The 22666-nt window shown below is 70.9% G+C and carries 15 protein-coding genes and 1 pseudogene; 5 read left to right on the top strand and 11 right to left on the bottom strand.

Annotated features, from left to right (window positions below; all coding sequences use genetic code 11):
* Positions 1-415 precede the first annotated feature (415 nt).
* A complete protein-coding gene (locus tag WMF11_RS50380; protein ID WP_437975844.1) occupies positions 416-2140 on the bottom strand; it encodes a hypothetical protein in 1725 nt (574 codons plus the stop codon).
* 989 nt (positions 2141-3129) lie between these two features.
* Between WMF11_RS50380 and istA the strand changes: the two genes are divergently transcribed.
* Positions 3130-4716 (top strand): IS21 family transposase, encoded by a 1587-nt coding sequence (gene istA / locus WMF11_RS50375; protein WP_437975132.1) that lies wholly within the window; start codon positions 3130-3132, stop codon positions 4714-4716.
* Positions 4716-5537, top strand: coding sequence for an ATP-binding protein (locus tag WMF11_RS50370; protein ID WP_437975131.1), 822 nt, complete (start codon positions 4716-4718; stop codon positions 5535-5537). The genes istA and WMF11_RS50370 overlap by 1 nt, the downstream gene beginning before the upstream one ends.
* 390 nt (positions 5538-5927) lie before the next feature.
* On the opposite strand, the pseudogene WMF11_RS50365 reads toward WMF11_RS50370, so the two are convergent.
* From WMF11_RS50365 to WMF11_RS50320, 10 genes and pseudogenes are all read right to left on the bottom strand, one after another.
* A pseudogene (locus tag WMF11_RS50365) lies at positions 5928-6056 on the bottom strand (transposase); the annotation flags it as partial.
* A 24-nt stretch (positions 6057-6080) separates the two neighbouring features.
* Positions 6081-6494 (bottom strand): VOC family protein, encoded by a 414-nt coding sequence (locus tag WMF11_RS50360; protein WP_437975843.1) that lies wholly within the window; start codon positions 6492-6494, stop codon positions 6081-6083.
* 408 nt (positions 6495-6902) lie between these two features.
* The gene (locus WMF11_RS50355) at positions 6903-10256 is read right to left on the bottom strand and encodes a protein kinase domain-containing protein (RefSeq protein WP_437975842.1); all 3354 of its coding nucleotides are present in this window, start codon (positions 10254-10256) and stop codon (positions 6903-6905) included.
* Between the two features lie 166 nt (positions 10257-10422).
* Positions 10423-11082 (bottom strand): hypothetical protein, encoded by a 660-nt coding sequence (locus tag WMF11_RS50350; RefSeq protein WP_437975841.1) that lies wholly within the window; start codon positions 11080-11082, stop codon positions 10423-10425.
* 173 nt (positions 11083-11255) lie between these two features.
* Positions 11256-11564, bottom strand: a complete 309-nt coding sequence (locus tag WMF11_RS50345; protein WP_437975840.1) for a hypothetical protein — start codon at positions 11562-11564, stop codon at positions 11256-11258.
* A gap of 466 nt (positions 11565-12030) precedes the next feature.
* A complete protein-coding gene (locus WMF11_RS50340) occupies positions 12031-12525 on the bottom strand; it encodes a hypothetical protein (RefSeq protein WP_437296842.1) in 495 nt (164 codons plus the stop codon).
* Positions 12526-12725: 200 nt separating this feature from the next.
* Entirely contained in the window at positions 12726-13970 is a 1245-nt protein-coding gene (locus WMF11_RS50335) for a formylglycine-generating enzyme family protein (protein WP_437975839.1), read from the bottom strand.
* Positions 13967-16099, bottom strand: a complete 2133-nt coding sequence (locus WMF11_RS50330; protein WP_437975838.1) for a M20/M25/M40 family metallo-hydrolase — start codon at positions 16097-16099, stop codon at positions 13967-13969. The genes WMF11_RS50335 and WMF11_RS50330 overlap by 4 nt, the downstream gene beginning before the upstream one ends.
* Positions 16096-16476, bottom strand: a complete 381-nt coding sequence (locus tag WMF11_RS50325) for a hypothetical protein (RefSeq protein WP_437548004.1) — start codon at positions 16474-16476, stop codon at positions 16096-16098. Before WMF11_RS50325 ends, WMF11_RS50330 begins: the two co-directional genes overlap by 4 nt.
* A gap of 288 nt (positions 16477-16764) precedes the next feature.
* On the bottom strand, positions 16765-19458 hold the full coding sequence (locus WMF11_RS50320; protein WP_437975837.1) for a HEAT repeat domain-containing protein: 2694 nt from the start codon (positions 19456-19458) through the stop codon (positions 16765-16767).
* A 279-nt stretch (positions 19459-19737) separates the two neighbouring features.
* Here WMF11_RS50320 and WMF11_RS50315 point away from each other — a divergent pair, with 279 nt between their 5' ends.
* From WMF11_RS50315 to WMF11_RS50305, 3 genes are all read left to right on the top strand, one after another.
* Positions 19738-20232 carry a TlpA family protein disulfide reductase gene (locus WMF11_RS50315; RefSeq protein WP_437548000.1) on the top strand — a complete coding sequence of 165 codons (495 nt, stop codon included), beginning with the start codon at positions 19738-19740 and terminating at the stop codon, positions 20230-20232.
* A gap of 83 nt (positions 20233-20315) precedes the next feature.
* Positions 20316-21470, top strand: coding sequence for an SUMF1/EgtB/PvdO family nonheme iron enzyme (locus WMF11_RS50310; RefSeq protein WP_437975836.1), 1155 nt, complete (start codon positions 20316-20318; stop codon positions 21468-21470).
* A 62-nt stretch (positions 21471-21532) separates the two neighbouring features.
* The gene (locus WMF11_RS50305; RefSeq protein WP_437975835.1) at positions 21533-22399 is read left to right on the top strand and encodes a helix-turn-helix domain-containing protein; all 867 of its coding nucleotides are present in this window, start codon (positions 21533-21535) and stop codon (positions 22397-22399) included.
* Positions 22400-22666: the final 267 nt, after the last annotated feature.

Genomic DNA, 22666 nt, shown 5'->3' with positions numbered 1-22666 from the left:
GTTGCGAACAACTCCCCTTCGAGCAGCCGCCCCCAGTGCAAGACCGAGATCAGGGTCGGCTCGACTCGCACCGTGGGCTCGGCATGCGCGAGCGACCTCGCTGAGAGCGCCGGCGGAGCGCACGGCGACGCGGGCGCGGGCGATGCGGGCGCGGGCGCGGCGGGCAGAGGCGCGTGCCCCGCGCACGGCTCAGACTTCGCGGCGCGGGCCGGAGGTTTGGGTGTCACGCGAGAGCGCCACGACGAGCGAGGCGCGAACACGCCATGGTATCTCACAAGCGGGATCTTCGGCTGCAAATCAGCTTCACCGCTGATCATCCAGACCTGGCGGGATTGGGCTGGCGTGCGCGTCGGCTCAAAGGTCAGGCCGCCGGGAAATATCGACTTGAAGACCTCGCGGAGATCGACCGCTCCGGCTACTCCTTCAGGCGGAACCCTAGCTTGTCCAGTACCTGCTGGCCGAGTTGCGCGTTTTGTGGGGATTGCGCGAGGTGAGCCGCTAGTCCGGCGATTGTCAGCCGGCCGCGTCGGATGGAGTCGAGAATTCTCTCGTATTGCTCGACGGCGGCTCTCATGAGTCTTCTCGCCGAGCCCTCGGCGATCAGCTGGCTCAACGCTTGGCGCGCCGATCCGTCGTGTTCGATCTCGATCGCACACAGCGTAACTTCGTCCGTTCCATCAAAGACGATCAGTCGCTTGTCGAAGTTGCCGCCGTTCTCTCGGTCGCGCGTGAGGTAGTCGACGTCCTCTCCGGGGATCCAGCGAACCGAGGCCAGTCGTATGTGGAACTGGTTGTATACTTTGGGATCTAGCTTGCCTTTCGGCGAAAACTGAGAGTAGTTGATCTGCTCACTGTCGCTGGCGATCGTGATCGCCTTGTTTTCGACGATCTCTCTGCGCCTGTTGAGCGTCTGGCGGACCAACAGGACTTCGAATTGCACATTTGAAAATTCCACCGCCACGGGCGAGAGCATCTCCAGTACGCGATTTGCGGAATCGCCGGAGACCATGGTCTCGCAAAAGCCAATTTTAACCGATTTACCATTGTACAAGCCTATGTAGCGGCGCAGCTCGGCTCGTACGTTCTCCGCGATCGTTCCTCGATCTAATTCGTGTTGCCTGGTGGCCCACTCTCGCCACTTCGATATCTTGAAGAACTGCGGGGGATGCGCGACATCGAAAAGCATGCGATTCTCGATGTGGTCGGACAGCAGGGCGCCGCCGCGTTCGATGCTGAACACGGCGACGCACGATCTGGCGTACGGGATCAAGGATCGAACCGCGGTCGTCATCTCGTCGAGGAACGGGAGATATAGGTATCCCTTGTTGCGGTTGAAGCCTTGGTCCTTGCCCCGCATCTCTTCGATCGCCTTGGCGCGTTGTCTATCGTCTTGCGTGTTCAGGACCTTGTTGATGACCAGATAGTTGGCCAGACAGCTCTCGTAGTTCCCAGCGTGTGTCACCGGCAGGAACCTGGCGGTGAGCCTCACGCGCACGAGCCTGTGTATTTGCCTTTGCCTCGGCTTGGGCAGCCTCAACCCGAGGCTGCTGGATTCGCTGTATACGAGGCCGATCATGGACTCGCTCAGCGAGCCTGCGCCGGCCTGGCGATACATACCGCGCAAGAATGCGATAGCTCGACTGGCGTCCTGATTGAACATCCGGAGCGCCTCTCTGGCGATGATCAGGTTGTCACGGAATCCGCCCCGGTTCCGGATCAGCCCCAGTATGAGAGAGAGCTGGCGGTCCCGGGGGTTTCCCGAGGGGGGAGCGACGAGCGCTCTCGCCAGCTGGATCGCACCCGAGGATTTCGATCCCTCCGCCGCCCATCGCCCCATCAGCTCCGCCTCCGCTTCCAGCGCTGGATCCGTGGCCGGATGCGGAGCGGGCTTCATCTGGGCTGCCGCCGGGTGCGGCGGCCTGGCGTCAACGTTCCCGAACGTCGGCTTCGCCTGCGCCACGGTCGCCGGGTGCGGCGGCCTGACGGCCGCGTTCCCGAACGTCGGCTTCGCCTGCGCCACGGTCGCCGGGTGCGGCGGCCTGACGGCCGCGTTCCCGAACGTCGGCTTCGCCTGCGCCACGGTCGCCGGGTGCGGCGGCTTCGGAGCCACCAGCTCCAACGCCTGCGTCGGCTGCGCCACCGTCGCTGGATGGGGAGGCTTCACCACGGTCGCCGGGTTGGGCTCGTCTGGCCTCTTCGGGGGAGTCGGCGGCATGGTCCTCCTGTGCCCCCCATGCTGCTGCACGCGCGCCAGACGGGCCAAGTTCGCCTGCCGTGCTGGCGAAATAGCCGTTTGCCTGTGCTCGGGCTGGGCGGCGGCGAAGTACCTGGTCGCGCCGGGGCCTACCGGCCTCTCCGGCGCGCCATCGGGCCCCGCTCCCAATCTGGACGCGTGTGTAGTATGGCGGTAGCCGCGGGGCCTGATGGGACACGCTTACTTGCTAAAGTTGCTCGGCATTTCTGGATGGCACGACCACGTCGTGGTTGTGGCATTAGGTTAACTGGAGGGCGAGGCAATGTGGTCGTGGACCAGCCGAACCCGTTTGCGAAGCGGATAGGAAACCATAGAGCTCTCGCCCGTGTCAGGCCCCGCGGGAACGGCGCCGGGCGACCCGTCTATCGCGCATCAAACACCCGCTCGCCCCGTCGCAGGGAGCGCGCGCCGTGCATTGGGTGCAGCTCTGGCTCGACGACCGCGACGTGCGTTCGCCATGACGGGCTCGGGCCGGGTGCCCACCTACGCCGCGTCGAACCCGAACGCCATCGGTTCCCACGTTGGATCGCGCGCGGGTGCTGCCGTTCGGGGCTGCGAGGTCAAGTTCAGATGATCGAGGATGCGGCGCACCACCCGTGCCCCGCGCACGGCTCAGACTTCGCGGCGCGGGCCGGAGGTGCCAGTTCGCAGGCTCATGGGGCCACCTGACGGCGTTTTTCGCAGGGTCATGGGGCCACCCCAATCGCAGGAGGATGGGGCCACCCGCGCGGGGGCGTGACCCAGTTTTTCGCAGGGTCATGGGGCCAGCTTCCGAGGTTTTTCGCAGGGTCATGGGGCCAGCTCGGGACGCCGCGGTCGGGATCTGAGACGGGCTCCTTCCGACGACGGCGCGGGTCGCCGTCGGAAGGAGCCCGATGCCCTACCGAGAGCTGATCATGGTTGACATCAAGGAAATGCTCCGCCGTCGTGCGGCGGGGCAAAGCGCGCGTCAGGTGGCGCGCGAGACGGGGTTCGATCGCAAGACGGTCGGCAGGTACTTCGAGGCCGCAGCGACGCTGCCACTGCCGCGCGACCGCGAGCCGACGGACGAGGAGATTCACGCGATCGCCCAGCGCGTGCAGGCGCGCCCGGTGCCCGACGCGAGCGACGAGAGGAAGCAGGTCGACGCGCATCGCATGCGTATCGAGGCCTGGCTCGCCCAATCTCGCCCGCTGAAGCTGCGGAAAATCCACACGCTGCTTCAGCGCGACCACGGCGTCACCGCGAGCTACGACACCCTCTGGCGCTTCGCCAAGGAGGAGCTCGCGTGGCGCAAGAAGACGCCGACGGTTCGTGTCGCTGATACCGAGCCCGGGGAGGTCGCGCAGGTCGACTTCGGCCTCATGGGCAAGCTGTTCGATCCGGCGACGCAGCGAGCTCGCAACCTGTGGGTGCTCGTGGTGACGCTCGTGTACAGCCGCTACCAGTTCGTGTGGCCGTCGTTCGAGCAGACCACCGAGGCGGTGTGCGCGGGCCTGGATGCGGCGTGGCGGTTCTTCGACGCGATGGCGCGCGTGATCATCCCGGACAACATGAAGGCCATCGTGCTGCGCGCTGACGAGCTCGCCCCCGTGCTCGTGCCGGCCTTCCTCGACTACGCTCAGACGCGCGGGCTGTTCGTGGATGCCGCGCGTGTCAGGTCGCCGAGAGACAAGGCACGTGTCGAGAATCAGGTCGCCTACGTGCGGGAGAGCTGGTTCGACGGCGAGTCGTTCACGAGCCTCGACGACGCGCGCGTGTCGGCTGAGCGGTGGTGCCGCGACGTCGCCGGCGCGCGCGTCCACGGCACGACGCGCGAGGTGCCGCGTGAGGTGTTCGAGGCGCGCGAGAGGAGCGCCATGAAGCCGGCGCCGGCAGCACCGTTCGACGTGCCGTACTGGACCGACGCGAAGGTGCACCCCGATCATCACGTGCAGGTGCTCCGGTCGCTCTACAGCGTGCCCACCCGCTACGTCGGCAGCACGGTGCGCGTCCGCGCCGACCGCGCCTCGGTGAGGCTCTACGCCGGTACGGAGCTCGTGAAGGTGCACGCGCGCGTCGCGCCGGGGAAGCGCTCCACCGATCCGAGCGACTACCCCATGGGCAAGGACGTCGCGGCGGTGCGCGACGTCGCCTCCCTCATCGCGAGTGCGAAGACGTGCGGAGTGCATGTCGGGGTCTACGCCGAGCGGCTGCTCGCGGTGCCCTTGCCCTGGACGCGCATGCGGCTGGTCTATGCGCTGCTGCGTCTGTGCAAGAAGTTCGGTAACGGGCGCGTCGAGGCGATCTGCCAGAGCGCGCTCGCGTTCGATGTCGTCGACGTGCAGCGCGTGGCCCGCATGCTCGAGACGGCGAAGACGCCGGCGTCACCGTCCACGGGCCAGCGCACCGTCGTTGCGCTGCCCGCGCCGCGGTTCGCGCGTAGCACGGAGCACTTCGCGACGCGCACGCCGGCGGCTGCCGCGACCAAGGAGGACTCGTGATGAGCGCGAGCGAAGTCGACCCTGCGCTCATCACGGCGCTCAAGCGCCTTCGCCTCGGCCGCATCGCGGCGACGCTGCGCGAGCGTCTCCTGGTCGCCGAAAAGCAGTCGATGGGACACGAGGAGCTGTTGCTCATGCTGCTCACCGACGAGATCGCGCGTCGCGAGGCCAGCGCGACGGAGAGCCGCGTACGCGACGCCGGGCTCGATCCGGCCATGCGCCTGGAGCTCTGGGACAAGACGGCGAAGGTCAGCTTCGACAAGCGTCTGCTCGGCGGGTTCACGAGCCTACGCTTCCTCGAAGAGCACAAGCACATCGTCATCCTCGGCTCTGTCGGCGTGGGCAAGACCTACCTCGCGAACGCGCTCGGACACCTCGCGTGCCAGCACGGCTACAGCGTGCGCTTCTTGCGCGCGGACGCGATGCTGCGCAGGCTGCGCCAGAGCAGACTCGACAACTCACGCGACGCCGAGATGGTCGCGCTCACGACCGTCGACCTGCTCATCCTCGACGACTTCGCGCTCGAGGCGATGAACAAAGAAGAGAGCCGCGACGTGTACCAGCTCTTTCTCGAACGCACAGGCAACGCTTCGATGATCGTCACGAGCAATCGCGACACGGCCGAGTGGCTCGCGATGTTCGACGACGTGCTGCTCGCGCAGAGCGCCGTCGATCGGTTCAAGAACGCGGCGTTCGACTTCATCATCGACGGGGAGTCGTACAGACCGCGGCTCAAGCCGAAGCTCGACGAGAGCACCACGGCCGCGCCGGTGCCCGCGCGCAGCAAGCCGCCCACCCACCCACGCAGCAGGCGGCGATGACCGCTGCGGCCCCGGCGAGGACGTCGAGCCCGGGGCCGCGCCTCTGACCCCTCGCTCCGATCGGTGTGCCTCGCCCACCCTCGTCGATAGGACCGCTGGTGCTGCCGGGGGCGGGGTGAACCTGCCTGGTCCTGAGCGTCGCGGACCCTGCCGGGTTCTACACGGGGGCCTGGGTGGCCCCATGACCCTGCGAAAAGAGAGACGTCGCCGGTCGCTGCGCGCCCGGCTCCGGGGACCTCGACACGCTTCGCGGTCTCGGGCATGGTCGAGACCGATCACGGCGTCTCCCCCTGGCCCCATGACCCTGCGACGGGGTGGCCCCATGACCCTGCGACGTGGCACCGGAGGTTTGGGTGTCACGAGAGAGCGCCACGACGAGCGAGGCGCGAACACGCCATGGTATCTCACAAGCGGGATCTTCGGCGGAGGAATCAAAGCCGCGAGCCGGGCCATGAACTCCATTGGACTGATGACGCGGTGAGTGCGTCCCCGCCGAGGTGTCTTCAGCAAGTACGCTATACGCCCATCGGGCAGGGGCTCGATTCAGATCCCGGCCGTCTGGCAGAGGACCACCCGCCACCCGTCGGGGTCCTCGAAGGGGAACCCTTTGTCGCGCCAGTAGGGGTTCTCGGGCTCAACCAGGTGGTGCCCCAGCGCCTCCAGCCTGCCGCGCACCTGCTCGAGTTCGACAGGATCGGGGACGTAGAGCACGAGGAGATTGTCGCGCGAAGGCGCCGGGCACGCGCTGCCTGCCTCGTGCTGGGTGAACTCGAGGTGGTACTCGCAGCCCGACAGGCCCAGCACGACCCCGTCGTAGCCGGCGTGTCCCTCGAACGCGCAGAGGCGCGGCAAGCCGAGGCCCTGCTCGTAAAACGCGACGACCTCCTTGAGACGCCGGCCGACACGCGCAGGTCTTTTCCCACGAGCCGTGATGCGCGACCAGGCGCCGCCCAACACAGAATTGGACCTGACGGCGCTTCGCGCCGCAGGTCAATTCAACGTTGGGCTGGCAGAGTGCGGGCACGCAGGCACGATCCCGAAACAGGCGGCAGCGCATCGAGGGGCCCGACAACAGGGCGGCGAGCGAAGGAGAATCCCGCGGCGCTGCGCCGCCAGGCCAGGCGCCGACCCCGATCGGTGATGCCGCGGGCCCTTCACCGCGGGCGACGCGACGGCGGAGGGCGCCCCGTTGGGCCACACCAGAGCCGCCCTCGGCGGCGAAACAGGCGGAAGCCATGAGAATCGCTGCTGTTTCCAGCGACCGCTCGTCATCGACCGGTTTCTCTGGCGGGATTTCTGAGCCGCGGTACCCGTCTCGAGGTGGGCATAGCTGCCTGACAGCGGGCAGCTGTGCCCGAGTCGAGACTAGGGCCGAGCGGCGCCCGGCGCGGCGCCCTCGGCTCCTCGCTCCGCTTCACGCGCCGCCTCGGCGTACTCGCGCCGGAGCAGCGGGTCGAGCTCGAAGGCGCGCCCCAGCGAGGCCTGGGCCTCTCGCGCTTCCTCGCGGCGCGCCCTCGCGTCGGCCGCCCCGCGCGCCCGCGAGAGCAAGAGCCCGCCGCGCACGGCGTGGGCGTGCGCAAGGAGCGGATCGCGGCGCAGCGCCTGCTCGACGTGCTTCAGCCCCTCGTCGGCGGCGCCGCGGGCCTCGGCCGGCGACGACGCCCGCGCGAGGTGCCAGCAGGCGCGCGCGAGCTCGACGTGGCCCTCGGCGTGGGGGTAGATCTCGATGGCCCGCCGCGCGTCGTCGCGCGCCCGCCGCAGCGCCGGCAGGGGTGAACGCCCTCGCTGCCGCGCCCATTGCGCCTCGACCGCGCCGAGCTGCGCGCCCGCGAGCAGGCAACCGAGGCAGCTCGGCTCCGCCCGGTAGGCCTCGGCCAGCGCGGCCCGGCCGGCCCCGAGATCGTCGCTCGGGTCTCCGCCCGAGCGCAGCGCGTGGAGCGCGGCCAGGCGGTGGCCCTCGGCGCGGTAGGACGAGGTCCGCCCCGCGGCGGGGTTGATGGCGCGCGATCGGTCGAGGTGGACGAATGCGCGCTCGATCGGCGGGCGCGGGTCGGCGCCGCGCCCGGCGAGGTGCTGCGCCAGGGTCAGCTCGGCCACCGCGGCCTGGTTGAGCGCCTGGTAGAACTGGGCGTCGAGCGCGAGGGCCCGGCGCCCGATCTCGAGCGCCCTCTGCACCGTGTCCTGCGGGTCGAACCCGTGCGCGAGGTCGTACGAGGCCCAGTCGTTGTAGAGGTCGCCGAGGTTCCAGTAGGGAAAGAGGTATTTCGGATCGCTCTCGATCGCCTGGCGATAGGAGCGCGCGGCCTCGGCGTACTCGGGGCGCGGGTCCTGGCCCTTGTCGCGCCGGTGGTTGCCCTTCCAGCGGTGGACGTTCGCGAGATCGTTGAGCGCCCAGGGGTAGTTGGGCTCCAGCTCGAGGGCCCGTGTCAGCTGGGCGCGGGCCTCGTCCCAGGCAGGGCCCGGGTCGAGGCCGGCGCGCGCCTGCTCGAACCCCCGCGTGAAGTGGGCCAGCCCCGCGGCGTCGTGCGCGTACACGTCGCTCGGGTCGAGCTCGATGGCGCGCGCGGCGGTGGCGAGCCACTCCTCGAGGATGGGCTCGGGCTCGAGGCCGCCGCCTTCGTCCTTCATGAGCTGATACCAGCTCATCAGGACCTGGGCCCTCCGGGTGTGGCCCGAAGCGCGCCCCGGCGCCGCCCGCACCGCCTTGACCGAGGCATCGAGGGCGCGCTCGAGCGCCTCTTTGCGGGGCCTGCCCTGTCGCTCGTCGACCTCGGCCCGCTTCAGCCAGGCCACGGCGAGCGCCTCGTACGCCAGCGCGTCGCTGCGCCCCACCTCGAGCGCCTCGTCATACCGCGCGACCGCCCGCTCGAGATCGGCGCGCGCGCCGTCGTAATCCCCTCGATCGAAGCGATCGACCGCCTGCGCGTGGGCGATGTCGCCGGCGAGGCGGAAGGCCTCGTACGACCAGGGCGCCTCGTGGCCTGCGAGCTCGGCGGCGCGCGCGGCGGCGGCGTGGTCGCGGCGATAGAGGGCGATGAGCCCCTCGAGGTGGTGGGGCGACTCGAGCCCGAGCCCGCGGCTCTTCTCGAGCGCGGCGAGCGCGGGCAGGAGGTACTGCTCCTCGAGCGCGCGCCGCCGCCCGGCCACCCACGCGACGCCGCCGCTGCGCCGGGCGTCCTCGAGGGCGCGGCGGTACAGCTCGCCGAGCGCGCGCCCGAGCGCGTGGTGGAGCTCGGGCGAGTCGACCCCGAGCGCACGGGCGCGCTCGAGCTGCTCGCGCGCCTCGTCGAACTCGAGCAGGGCCAGGTGCCCGCGCCCGAGCGCGTAGCGCGCGAGCCCCGCGCCGGCGCCGCCGGTCTCGACGTGGCGGGCCGCGATGCGCGCCATGCGCTCGCGGACGCGGGCCTGCTCGCGGCCGGTGTCGTGCAGCGGCAGGCCGTAGGCGACGCGCAAGAACCACTCGATCTCCTTGACCTCCTGTCCGATCTCCTCGCCGAGCCTCGCCCGCTCGGCCGCCTCGGCCCGGGCGCGCCGCGCCTCGAGCTGCGAGCGCAGGCCGAGGGCGCCGAGCGCCGCGATGAGCGCGAGCGAGAGGGCCGAGACGGCCACGAGCGCGCGGTGCTTGCGCGCGAGCCGCTTCAGCCGGAAGGACAGGCGGGGGCGCCGGCCGAGGATCGGCTCGCCGTCGAGGAAGCGCCCCAGGTCCTCGCCGAGGGCCCTCGCCGTGGGGTAGCGCTGCTCGGGCTCCTTGTGGAGGCACTTGAGGGTGATGGTCTCGAGGTCGGCGGGCAGCTCGGGCGCGAGCGCGCGCGGGGGTCGGGGCTCTTCGTGCAGCACCTTGAGGAGCGTTGCGGCCGGGGTGGCGCCCTCGAACGGCGCCGCGCCGCAGAGGAGCTGGTAGAGCGTGGCGCCGAGGCCATAGACGTCCGAGCGCTGGTCGGCGCCGTGCACCTGGCCGCGCGCCTGCTCGGGCGCCATGTACGCGGGCGTGCCCAGAAGCGCCCCGGTCTCGGTGAGGCTCTGCTCGCCGCCGGCCTCGTAGGCGAGGCCGAAATCGACGACCACCGGGTGGAAGCTCCCGTCCTCGACCCGCTCGATCAGGATGTTCGAGGGCTTCAGATCGCGGTGCACGATGCCGAGCCTGTGCGCCTCGTGCACCGCCTCGGCCACCGCGCGCATCGCCCGCACCTTCGCGGGCAGCGACATCTCGCTCGCCGCCTCGTCGAACCTCCGGCCGCGCACGAGCTGCATCGCGATGTACGCTTTGCCCGCGACCTCGCCGACCTCGTAGACCTTGCAGACGTTCGGGTGGTCGATGCGCGCCTGGGCGCGGGCCTCCTGCAAGAGGCGCAGGGCGCGGTCGGGGTCGGCCCCGCGAATGAACTTGAGCGCGACCGCTCGGCCCAGGCGCTTGTCGCGCGCCTCGACCACCTCCCCCATGCCGCCCCGCCCGAGCGGCCGGACGAGCTCGTAACGGCTCCACGCAGCGACGGGAACCCCGGCCGCTTCGACCGCGGCGCCGCGCGTGGGCGCGCCCCCTTCCGTTTCGGTGTCAGACGCGTGCGCCTCCCCTTCGGCCGGAGGGAGGGGCCGAGTCGGCGCCGAGGCGTCTGCCGGCGGCATCGTCATCGACGCCGGGGCGCTCGGCTGCGTCGGGCCCGCGGCAAGCGGGCCGGGGCGCTCCGGCGGGAGCGTGGGGTCTTCTTCCGGCGCCGGCATGGTTGAAGCGCTGACAGGGTGGCACAGCCAGGCGGGCGGCGAAACGTGTCCATGGGGGGCCAGGCCGATGGCGCTCTGCGGGAGGCTCCTCCGCTCGCGTGTTCGGCGCGGCCCAACTCATCACGTCGCCCTGGGGGGTGGACACCACACCAAGGGACGCTCGGATCTAGTCAAGTGGATCTACCCGTGGTGCTGGACGGCGCGATGATGGCGAGGAGGATGATAGGCGCGAGTCGCCGACGCGGGTTTCCGGCACATCGTGGACAAAGTAACCGAACGGCTCAAAATTCCCCTCCAGAAGCACCGCACCGACCTCGTCCAGACTACCGGAGATGATCTCATTATGGTTGGCATCCCATGCGGCGAAACGACCGTCCGGCCCCTCCCTCAGGAACGCGACTCCACCGGCAAAAGGCGATGCTTTCCGCAGCCAGAGCTGGTACCACCTTCGTTCGCGAAGGACACTATCGACACAATCAATAAACTCCGAAACCTTCGCATCGTCGTTACGATAGGGCGCAAGGAGAAGACGGACATATTCTCGTTTTTCGGGAAGCGCAGCCGTTCGGAGATAATCTTGATCCGACAACGCTCGGTTGACCGCGAGTTCCCACGCTGGGTGCCGCGGCGACAACGATCGCCAGGAGTCGTCGTCCCACTGCGGAATATCCCTGAGGGCTGCCGTTAGACGCTCCGCGATTGTCGCCAGAATCGCGCTAGCAGAGAGATCTTGATCGTAGGAGAGCAATGGAAGCTTGGCTTCATTCACTGCCCTGTGAAGAACGATGACCTCGGTGGGGTCGGACACAGCAAACAGATCTTTCATAATCCTCAACACGGATCGGAGCCAGCGAACGTAATGTCGACATGCCGCCCGAAGCGGAGGGTGCCTCGATGGATCAGTTCGTCGACATTCTTTCCTACCTCGAAGGACACGCCAGGTTTTGGCTGAAATTCGATCACATACGCACCTCGTCCAGCATGGGCTGGGACTCGCCGTCACCAGAGCTTCACATCGTGATTTGCCGAAAAGCCCTTTGCCGTCAGCTCAAACAACAATCCTCTGAGCGCCAGTGCCATGGCATCTGCCTCCGTGTCCGCGTACGAGCGGCCGCTGATCACCCGCATGGTCTCCCCTGCCAGCACCGTCTGCGCGGGCGTCAGCGGCGGCACAACGGCATCTGGATCGTAGACGTGAGCAGTGGCTACTGCCATCCATTTCCGGGCCGGCACGTTCGGGTCCGAGGGAGCATCGATGACCTCGAAAGCTGTAATCTGGCACGTGATCCCACGCCGACAGCTCATCACACTATCTCCCTTCGTCGAATGACTCATCTACACGCTCCCCACACGCATACGCCCATGTTGGGCTGGAGGATGTCCTGCAACAGAGTTGGCCGCGTCACGATCGTGGAGGAGAGCCTCACGAACATGTCGGACGTGGGCGGATGCAGAACCAGGTTCGGCGCCGTGCCTCCGGCGGAGCTCCTCGCCGCTCACCCGGCGCTCGTTCTTGTTCGATCGATCGCTCCAGACGAAGTCGATCTCGCGACGCCCGGTCGTCCCATCGCTGTGGGACGTGTACTCGCTCTTGTCGATCAGCCGCGGCGTCGTGTGGTACGAGCCGTCGGGACCAACCTCCCCGGCGCCCGGCAGACGGGGAGGCTGCCAGCTGCCCCGAAGAGACCCCGATCCCTGGGATGGCGCGCGAGGTGGCGCTCCTGGGGTGTCCGACGGCCGCCGCGCACGTCGCGCGGCCGGACCCCGGCGCTCTCTACTGCCCGCCGGGCACGCAGATCGCCGTGGCCGAGCCCGCGCCCATGCACGAGAAGCCCGCCGCGCAGTCGGTGTTCGCCGCGCAGGGGAAGGCGCACTTGCCCACGGCCGTGTTGCACTTGTGCGTGCCGCAGACCATGTCGTTCGAACACGGGAGCGCGAGCGGGCCCGGCTGCCCCGTCGTCGCCGGAGCGGTCGTGCCCGGCTGCTGGTACTGGCCGGGCTGCTGATACCCCGGCTGCTGGTACTGCCCAGGCTGCTGATACTGCCCAGGTTGCTGGTACTGCCCAGGTTGCTGGTACCCCGGCTGCTGGTACTGCCCAGGCTGCTGGTACCCCTGCTGCTGCTGGTTGTACGCGTTGTACTGCGGATCCGACGGATCCTCGGCGTCTCGGCCCCGGCTGCACGCGGAGGTCAGGAGCCCGAGGCCTCCGAGGGCAAGGACGACCGAGGCGGCCGAGCGCGCGCTGGTGAACCACATGGATCGCTTCATCAAGGTCTCCTCGAGGTGCGGGGCTCTCCCCGCGTGAGCGACGGGCCGGTGACGGCCCGCCGCTGAGATCTGAGCCCCGGCCCCCGGAGGAGGAACCGCAGGCCCTTCGCCGGCGAGCGCCGCGCCGCGGGCCCGCTGGACAGGAGCGTACCCCCGGTCGGCGGCCGCGCGCCCCTCAAAAAGGACGCGCCACCGCGCGCTCACCGCGCCGCAGCATCCTTGCAGCAACGAAACCCTTGCTCGTAGCCGTAGTCCTCTTCCTTGTGGAACCCCACCGTGGGGCGGCAGCGGCCGCGCATGGGGCCCCACCAGCCGCCCTTCAGCCCGCTCCGCTCCGGCGACTTGCGGCCCGGCCGCACGACCCACTCGTTGATGTTGCCGTTGAGATCGTAGGCGCCGAACGGCGACACACACGCCGGCATCGAGCCCGCAGGCACGCGCTGATCGAGCCGCTCGAGCTCCGCCTTGCACTTGGGGTGCCGCATGCACCGCTCGTAGTGGTAGAGCGTCACCTCGCGCTGGCGAAAGGGCCGGTCGATGTTGCACTTCGTCGCGTCGCGGGCGAAGCCGTACGTGTACGGGAGCATCTCCTCGCCCTCGCAGGCGAAGTTGAACTCGTCCTCCGTGCAGAGGCGCTTGCCGACGCCCTCGCATGCCTTGACGGCCTGGCGCCACGAGACGAGCAGCGCCGGGAGCTCGCCCTTCCTGTTGGGCCACTCGTACCGGTCGACGCAGAACCGCATCGGCGCGCGCTTCTTCGAGAGGCACTCGCTCGGGCGCCTGTATTCGAGGCACCGCTCGCTGACGGTGGTCGGGCCCTCGGCCTCGTTGGAGGGCGTCGCCCGTCGCTCCTGGTCCTTCTCGTACTCCTTGTGGTGCTTCAGGCAGATCTGATCGACCACGGGGCAGTAGTCGCCCTCGACGAGGACCATGTCGTCCGGGCACCCCTCGGAGCTGCCGGGCAGCCCCGCGTCCGGAGCGCCGCCGTCGAGGGCTGCCGCCGCGGCGTCCGGCGAGCCGCCGTCGAGGGCTGCCGCCGCGGCGTCCGGCGCGCCGCCGTCGAGGGCTGCCGCCGCGGCGTCCGGCGCCGCTGCCACGTACGACATTGCTGCCCCTGCGTCCGGCGGCGCCGCCGGGGTGTAGGCAAGCTCCACCGCGGAATCCGGCGGCTCCGCCGGGGTGTAGGCAAGCTCCGCCGCGGCGTCCGACAGCTGTGCCGCAGCGGCGTCGGGCGGCGCCGGCTCGGCATCCGCAGCTGCGCCGGCGCGCTCGGGCCCTCCGGAGGCCACGGCGCCGGTCGCCGCGGGCGGCGGGCTGTCGCAGGCGAGCATCGCGGCCGCGAGGCCGCAGAGGAAGGCGAGGCTGACCGCGCAGGGCCCTCGTGGAGCCCTGCGCCGTCGAGGTGGCGCGACCGGCGGCGCGGCGCGGCGATGGCGCCGGCTCATCGGCCGGGGGCGGGGATGACCTTGAGCGGCACCCGGGTCCCGCCGCGATCCACCTCGATCTCGATCTCGCGGCCCGGCTCGAGATCGCCGAGCGCGAACATGAAATCGTGGATGTTGGTGACGGCGTGGGCGCCGATGCGCACGATCACGTCCCCCGCCTGCATGCCGGCGCGCGACGCCGGCGCGTCGGGCCGCACGCCCGTGAGCTTCACGCCGGGCCCCTGGTACGCGTAGTCCGGCATCGTGCCGAGCGACGCGCGGAAGCCGCCGCGCATGCTGCGGTGCGGGTCGGCGGGCGCGTCGGTGAAGGCGAGGCGCGCGTCGCGCCGCGACAGGGCGAGCGCCATCCGCGCCGCGAGCACCGAGCACCGCGAGACGCCCGCGGCGTTGATCTTGTCCGCCGTGTCGCTCGGCCGGTGGTAGTCCTCGTGGACGCCCGTGAACAGGAAGGCGATCGGGACGCGCGACGCCGTGAACGACGCGTGATCGCTCGCGCCGAAGCCCTCGACGCCGAACTGGAGCGTGAGGCCGAGCCCGCGGGCGGCGTCGTCCACGATCGACTTCCAGTCGGGCGAGGTCCCCAGGCCGTCGACCAGGAGCTTGTCGTCCCGCATCCGGCCGACCATGTCGGCGTTGATCATGGCCACGATCGGCTTCATCCCCGCGAGCGGCGCCGGCGGGTGATCGACGAAGTGGCGCGAGCCGATGGTGCCGAGCTCCTCGGCGCCGAACGCGATGAACAGGAGGTTCCGGGCCGGCCGCTCGGGGAGCGAGGCGAACCGCCGCGCCACCTCGAGGAGCATCGCGGTCCCCGAGGCGTTGTCGTCGGCGCCCGGGTGGACCGCATGCACGCCGGGCGCGCGCGAGAACGACGTGCCCCCGTAACCGAGATGATCGTAGTGCGCGCCGACGACGACGTACTCACCGGCATGCGGCGAGCCGTCCCGCGCCGGGAGCAGGCCGATCACGTTCGACGCCGGCGCCATCCGCGCGGTGACCTTGGTCGTGATCTCGACGGTGGCGCCGCCGAGCGGCTTCGGCGCGGCGGCCTTGGTCGCGGCCGGGGGCTTCGCCGGGGCCGGCTTCGCGTCGGCCGGCTTCACCGCGGCCGGCTTCGCGGGCGGCGCGAGCCCGGCCGCGGGGAAGAGCGCGCGGGCCGCGGAGCGCGTGATCACCACGGCCGGGATGCCCATGCTCGCCGCGTCGTCCGACACCCGCGGGAGCTCGTCGCCCGCCGCGACCAGGATCACCCCGGCGGCCTTGTGCTCGCGGGCGGTGCGGAGCTTGTAGCGGACGCTGCCGAAGTCGCGGAGCGCGTCCGCCGGCCGCTGAGGCGGCGCATGATGATGAGGATCGGCGGGCGCTGCGCCGCCGTGCGCGCTGGCGGGAGCTGCACCGGCATGCGCTCCGCCGCCGTGCGCTGCGCCGGCATGCGCAGCGCCGCCGTGCGGCCCCCCGGGCGCTGCGCCGCCATGCGCGCCGGCCTGCGCCGCTCCACCCGGACCGCCGTCCAGCGTGGGCACGCCGTCGAGCACGATCGCGATCTTCCCCTCGATATCGCGGCCGGCGTAGTCGTCCCAGGAGAGCGCCGGCGCGGTCACTCCATGGCCGACGAGCACCGCGGCCCCCGACACCGTGCCGCTCGCGCTCCCGTCGGCCGTGACCAGCTTGCCGGCCTCGACGCTCTGCTTCCGGCCCGCGCGCTGCACCGCGAGCGCCGCGGGCGCCACGTCGGCGCCGACCCGCGCGTCGAACACCTGCCGGTACGCCTTCGCGTCGCTCCCCGGCCCGCCCAGCGGCGAGAGCTTGAGCTCCGCGAACCGGCGCGCGATGAACTCGGCCGCGCGATCGGCGCCGGGCTCGCCCGTCCCGCGCCCCGCGAGCTCGGGCGACGCGAGGTACGCGACGTCCGCCGCGATCCGCGCCTCCGCGGCGGGATCGACCTCCACCGAGGCCGGCGCGGCGGGCGCCGGCGCGGCGGGCTTCGAGGCCGGCGGCGCGTCAGGCTGGCGGGGCGGCGCGGCCGGCGGAGCGCACGCCGCGACCGCGGCGAGCAGGCCGGCGGCGAAGGCGCGGCGAAGACCCCATGCGCGGGGCGACAGCGGGGCCGCGGCGCGCCCGGCGCTCACCACGGCGACGCCTTCTGCGCCGCGCGGACCAGCTCGAGCGCGCGACGGCCGATGTACTCCTCCACGTCGGCGGGCGCGATGTGGCGGTCCTTCGCGAAGTCGAACTCGCGCGGCTTGCCGTCGCCGAACGTCACCCGGACGATCGCGGACTCCCGCAGGAGCTCCAGGGAGAGGCTGAAATCGCCGAGCGCGAGCCGGTGCTTGTCCTGCTCCTGGGCGAACGCGATGGGCTGCCCCTTCTCCTGCAGCCTCTCGTGCGCGAACTTCAGCGACTCGGCCCCCAGCGACACGGCCGACTCCGCGGCCGCGAGCGCCTCGGCGACCCGCTTCTTGTGCCGCGCGAGCTCTTCAGCCTCGCGCTCCGCCTTCGATTTCACGGCTTCGATGAGCTCATCACGCCAGGTAGCCACAGTGCACCTCGGCGCGAACACTCTTCCGAAACGTGCGTTTTGTCCAGCCCGAGACGCGCCGGTCACCCGACCACCCCGGCCAGCCCGACGCGCGCCGGAGACGGAAATGGCCGCGCTGCCAGCACAAAAACAGGAAGCCCGGAAGCTCCGGAGAGGACGACCTCCTCCTCGAGCGCTCCCGGGCTCCCTGCCCCTGGATCGTGCGCCGCGGCTTCGCGCGCCGGCCGGACGCCGGCCGCGCCGGACCGCGCGCCGCTACTGCGTGTCGGCGCCCCCGGCCTTCGCCGGGGCGAACTTGCTCAGGTCCTCGGCCACGGTGGCCTTCGGGTTCATGAGCTCGTGGAACGCGCGCTTCGCGAGCGCGCCCGTCTCCCCCTGCTCGTGCCGCAGGGCCATGAGCACGCCCTTCTCCTTCATGAACTTGAGCGTCTCGATCGCGCCCTTCTTCTTCGCGCCGTCGCCGCTCTTGGCCTCCTGGAAGAGCCGGTAGCGCAGCACCACGCGGGTCTCCGAGTGCGGGCCGTTGTCGTACTTCAGGTTGTCGAACTGGGCCTGGAGCCGCTGCCGCGCCCACTCCTGCGGCGCGTCGGCGACCTTCACCCGCGTGATCGCCTCGGCGTTCGCGACGTACCGGTAGAGGTTGCCGCGCTTGAAGTCCTCGTCGGACCAGTAGCCGAAGGCGCGGTAGTAGTGGTCCTTCAGGTCGTCCAGCGCGGACTTGTCGAAGTCGGCGTACATCGCGACCGTCCGCGCCGCGGTGTCGCTCGTGCCGCCGAGGATGAGCGCGAGCGCCGCCGCGTTCCGGACCTCGACGTCCTTGAGCTTCTCGAACAGCTGCCCCTGCACCGCCTCGTCGAAGCCGCCGACGCCGATGGCGCGCGCGATGGCCATGCGCACCCCGGGCTCGACGTCGGCCGCGAGGAGCGGCACGAGCTCGGCGGCCGCGCCGGGCACCGGCCGGAGCGCGAGCGACGACGCGTAGCAGGCGCCGATGAGCTGCTTGCGCGGCTCCTTCTTGCTCGCGAACTCCTTCGCCTTCTTCGCCACCTCGATCATCGTCTTGTCGTCGGCGCACCAGGCGATCGCCTCGCAGGCGGCCTGGCGGGCCTCCTCGTGCCACATCTCGTCCTCGATGAGCTTCGTCAGCCTCTCCACCGCGCGCGGGTCGCCCCACTCGGCGAGCCCCTGCGACGCGCCGTAGGCGACCGCGCGGAGCGCCATCCCGAGCATCGCGAGCCCGGCGCCCTGGAGCGCGTCCTGGGTGATGTCCAGCTTCGGGTCCTTCTTCCGGTTGAACTGATCGAGGAGCTTCGGGTACGAGGGCTCGTCCTTCATGCGCCCGATGTACCGGAGCGCGCTCTGCGCGGTCTCGAAGGCCGCGGGGAACGGCGGCTGCTGCCCCTCCTTGGGGAGCGGGTCCGTCGGGAAGGCCCAGTCGCGCATGTCCTTCAGGATCTTCTCGGAGCGGACCGTGGCGAGGAAGCGCAGGCCGTTCGCGTGCGGCTGCGGGCGATCCTTGAGCCACAGGATGACCGGGGCCTCGGCCGCGGCCTTGAGCTCGGCGGCCTTGTCCGCGTGGATCGCGGCGAGATCGGCGAGCATGCGGGCGCCGACGACGCGCGGCAGATCGGTGCGCGACAGGTGCCCGCCCTCGTCCGCCTCCCAGAACTTCTCGAGCTTGTAGAGCTTGAGCGGGTCGGCCAGCAGCCGCTCGCCGAGGAACTTGGCGGCGCGGATGTCGCCGACCTCGGCGAGCCGCGTCCCCGCCTCGCCCTGCCAGTGCAGCGGCGGCTTCCTGGCCTCGATCCACTTCACGAGCGGGTCGGCCGACCGCGGGTCGGCGAGCTCGCGCAGCATCTCCATGATCTGCTTCGTCTGGAACCAGGTCGTCTCCTCGGGGTCCTGCTTCACGCTGTCGAGGGCGAGGACGAGCCCCTCGCCGCCGATGCCGTCGCGCAGCGCCTCGAGGAAGCGCTGGCGGCTGGCCTTGTCGGCGTTCGCGAGGGCCTCGAGGAGCGGGGCGCGCGCCGTCTCGTCGCCGATCCTCCCGAGGCCGTTCGCGGCCTCGCGCGCGACCTCGACGTCCTTGTCCTTCACGAGCGTGATGAGCGCGCTCGTCCACTTGGGCTCGGCGTTGCGCGACAGGACCGTCGCGACCAGCTGCCGCACCGACGAGCTCTCGTCGGTCGCGAGCTTCGAGAGCTCCTCGAGCGACACGAGGCCGGCGAGCTTCTCGGGGTCGAAGGCGATGCCGCCGCCGAGCCGCTCGACCTTCGAGAGGAACCCCTTCCTGTACTGGTCCATCGCGTCCTTGAACGCGGCCGGCTCCTTGAGCTCGACGAGGGCCCAGACGATCTGGGGCCTGTCGCTCTCGTCCGCGACCTTGAGCGCCTCGAGCAGCGCGGGCTTGGCGCTGTCGGCCTTGGGCGAGCCGTAGTACGCGAGCACCTGCGCGGCGACGCCCTTCACGCGGTGGTCGGGCAGCGCGAGCGCGTTCTGCGCGTGGGTGACGCCCTCGGGGTCGTCGGCCCACGCGAGCTGCATGAGCGCCTCCTGCTGGAGCGACAGCTCGGCGCTCGCGGCGGCCCACTTGCGCCACAGGGGCAGCTGGTCCTTCTTGGGCAGGACGAAGATGTTCTTCTTCTCCTTGGAGACGGCGTCGACCGTCATCTTCTGGCTGTCCTGCTTGACGCCGAGCCAGATGGCGCCCGCGGCGCCGAGCGCGACGACGAGGCCGACCACGATCGACACGGGGCTGAAGCGCCCGCGCTTGAAGTTGCCGTCGTCCGCGAAGCCGCCGCCGCCTGCGGGCGCCGGCGGTGCGCCGGGCAGATCGTTGTCATCGGGGGGCCACTTGGCCGCGTGCTTGGCCGGAAGGGGCCCCGGCGGCGGGCGCCGTCCGCGCGGCCCCGCGGGATTCTCTCGTGAAAGATTCGGACGATCGAGCATGGTTCCTCCAGCGCGCGGGCGACGACGTGACCCGAACGGCGGTGGCATCGCGCGGCGTGCCGCGCTGCGCCCCCGACCCCTCCCGGCGGCGGCGGCGTCGCACGGCGAGCCGCGCTGCGCCCCCGCCCCCGGGCCAGGCGGCAAAGCGCCCGGCCGGTCGAGGCGCCGGACCGTACCAGAGCCGCTCGGACGTAGGCCCAAAGATTTGCTATGAAGCCCAGGGCCCGTATGGCCGAACCCCAGCCCAATTCCGGCAAGATTCTCTATCCTGCAGTCGCGTTGCTCATCGCCCTGAGCGCGCTGATTGGTCTTGTGATCCTGCCGCGCCTTGCGCCGGGGGCCTCGGGCATGGTCGGCGCGGAGGCCCCCGACGTGACGCTGCCGGTCGCCGCCAACGGCGAGCCCGGCGCGCGCATGCAGATCGCCGAGCTGAGGGGCCAGCCGGTGATCCTGGATTTCTGGGCGACGTGGTGCGGGCCCTGCGCGGTCCAGGCGCCGATCCTCGACCGGATCGCGCGCCGCTACGAGAAGAAGGGGCTCGTGGTGCTCGGCGTCAACGTGGACGACCCGCCCCAGGTGGCCAGCCAGTACGCGCTCAAGAAGGGCCTCTCGTATCCCATCCTGATCGACGACGCGAAGGAGGCCTCGGCCCACTACGGGGTCGACAAGCTGCCGAGCCTCGTGGTGATCGACCGGCAGGGGAAGGTCGCGGCCTACCTGACCGGCGTCGTCGACGAGGCGAGCCTCTCCGAGATCATCGAGGCGGCCCTCTGATCTCGCTCGACGCGCCCCGCTCGCTCCACGTGCCTCTCTAGCTCGACGTGCCCCGCTCGCTCCACGTGCCTCTCTAGCTCGACGTGCCCCGCTCGCTCCACGTGCCTCCTCCCTCCCGTCCCTTGCACCTCGTGCTGGCGGCGCTCGCCGCCGCCGCGCCGGCCTGCTCCCGCGGCGACGCCGATCGCGGCCGCGACGCGGGCGCGCCGCCTCCGGCCAGCGCCTCCGCGCCGCCTCCGGGCCCGGCGGCCTCCGCCCCGGAGGCGCCGGCCCCTCGGGCCTCCGGCGAGCCCGGCGCGGTCAGCGGCGACGCCGGCGCGCCCGGGGCGGTCGGGGATCCGATGGCGACCCACTACGAGGCGCGCGAGGATCTGGTGCGGCTCTTCTCGCTGAAGGAGTTCTCGGAGCGAGAGCGGAAGCTCAAGAACCCCGAGCTCTTCCTGGAGAAGAACTTCGGCGGCGGCTCCCCTGCCCGGCTCAACCAGGGCAACAAGGAGCTCGCGCGGCACACGCGCTCGAAGGAGCAGTGCCTGGAGGGCCTCCGGGGCGTCGTCCTCCAGACGGAGGAGCAGCGCGCCCGCTGCGGCGGCCACGAGAACATGGTGCCCGTGTTCAAGCGCGGGAAGCCGGCGTCGGCCGATGTCTGCATCGACATCTTCGAGTTCCCCAACAAGCCGTGCGAGCTGCCGATGGTCTGGGCGAGCCCGACGCAGGCGGCGGCCGTGTGCAGCCTGCAGGGCAAGCGCCTCTGCACCGAGGACGAGTGGAGCCTCGCGTGCCGCGGCGATCCCGAGGGCGGCAAGCCGAGGACGTACGCCTACGGCGACGAGCTCGATCTCGCCGTCTGCCACACGCAGACGCCGCACCGCGACATCGACGGCAAGCCGTGCGACGGCGACACCGCGCGCTCTGCCTACAAGACCTGCGCGACCGACACCGAGCCTGCCGGGTCCTTCCCCGCGTGCCGCTCGCGGTTCGGGGTGTTCGATCAGCACGGCAACGTGGCCGAGATCATGACCCGCCGCGACCGCGACGACGGCAAGCTGTACAGCCAGCTCAAGGGGAGCGCCTGGTTCTACGTCGAGGTAGCCCGCGAGCACGACGCCCCGAGGCCGAAGGGCCGCGAGACCTACCCCGATCACTGCGCCTACAGCCCGCGCTGGCACGTCGAGCCGATGGAGGACGCGTGGCACGCGAACTACCACCTCGGGCTGAGGTGCTGTAAGACGATCCGCTGAGTTGACACCCCCTGCGCGCGCGGCTGGCTCGCGCACGTATCGACGGGTACCCTTCCCCTGCGATGCAAGCGCTGGCGCCTCGCGCTCGGATCACCCGCGGCAACTCCGCTGAGGGCCGCTGGGAGATCGCGACGCGGCCCCCGGCGCCGCACCTCCGCCCTTACATCCGCGACTACAGCGGCTACACGGAGGAGACGCCCGGGCCGCTGCGGCGGCGCGAGCTCCCGGCGCCGCAGATCGTCGTGATCATCGAGTTCGGACCGCCGCTGCGCGTGTTCGACGCGGGGAGCGATCGCCGTCATTCCTCGCACCCCGGCGGCTTCGTCGCGGGCCTCGACGCCACCTTCACGATCACCGAGCACGACGGGTTCCAGCGCGGGCTCCAGGTGAACCTCACCCCCATCGGGGCGCGGCTCTTCTTCGGCGTGCCCATGGAGGAGCTGACCGGGCGCGTGATCCCGGCGCGCGATCTGCTGCCCAGGAAGCACGCCCGGCTGGCGGAGCGCCTCGAGGAGCTCCCGACGTGGGACGCGCGCTTCGACCTGATCGAGCGGGCGCTCGGCGAGCGCGTGGACGAGGCGCGGCTCGAGGTCGGCGTGGTCTCGTGGGCGTTCCGCCGCATCGAGGAGCGCGGAGGCGCTGTCGACATGCGCGCGCTCGCGCGCGAGCTCGGCTACAGCCAGAAGCACGTGATCGGCCTGTTCCGCGAGCACATCGGCGTCCCGCCCAAGCTCCTCGCGCGCCTCGTGCGCTTCAACCGGCTGGTGCGGCACCTCAAGACGGGCGCCACGGGGACCTGGGCGGAGCTCGCCCAGCGGTTCGGCTACTACGACCAAGCGCACCTCGCGCGGGACGTGAAGCAGTTCAGCGGGACGACCCCGACCCGGACGCGCGCGGCGCTGATCGACGTCGCCGGCATGAGCCCGTAGCGGGCGAGCGCTCTTCGGGGCGTCGGGCGTCGGGCGCGCCGGGTCGAACGTGGGACTCCCTGTACGCGGCGAGGGCGGCGCTCGCGTGGAAAAGCTGCGCTCGCCGTTCGCGGAGGAAAGGAATCTTCTCATCGAACGTAGACCTGTCTGAGCAGCGCAGTCGCCCGGAAGGCGCCGCGCCCAGCGCTTCCAGGCGCTGTGGCGTCGCCTGGAGGGCCACGCGGGCCTGCTCAAGGTGAACGTCCTCGTTCTTTCAAGGAGATCTCG

This window comes from Sorangium sp. So ce295, assembly GCF_051527405.1.
GTDB classification, from domain to species: domain Bacteria; phylum Myxococcota_A; class Polyangia; order Polyangiales; family Polyangiaceae; genus Sorangium; species Sorangium cellulosum_B.
Note: the sequence above shows the minus strand (reverse complement) of the source record. Positions and strands in the feature narration are given on the sequence as shown.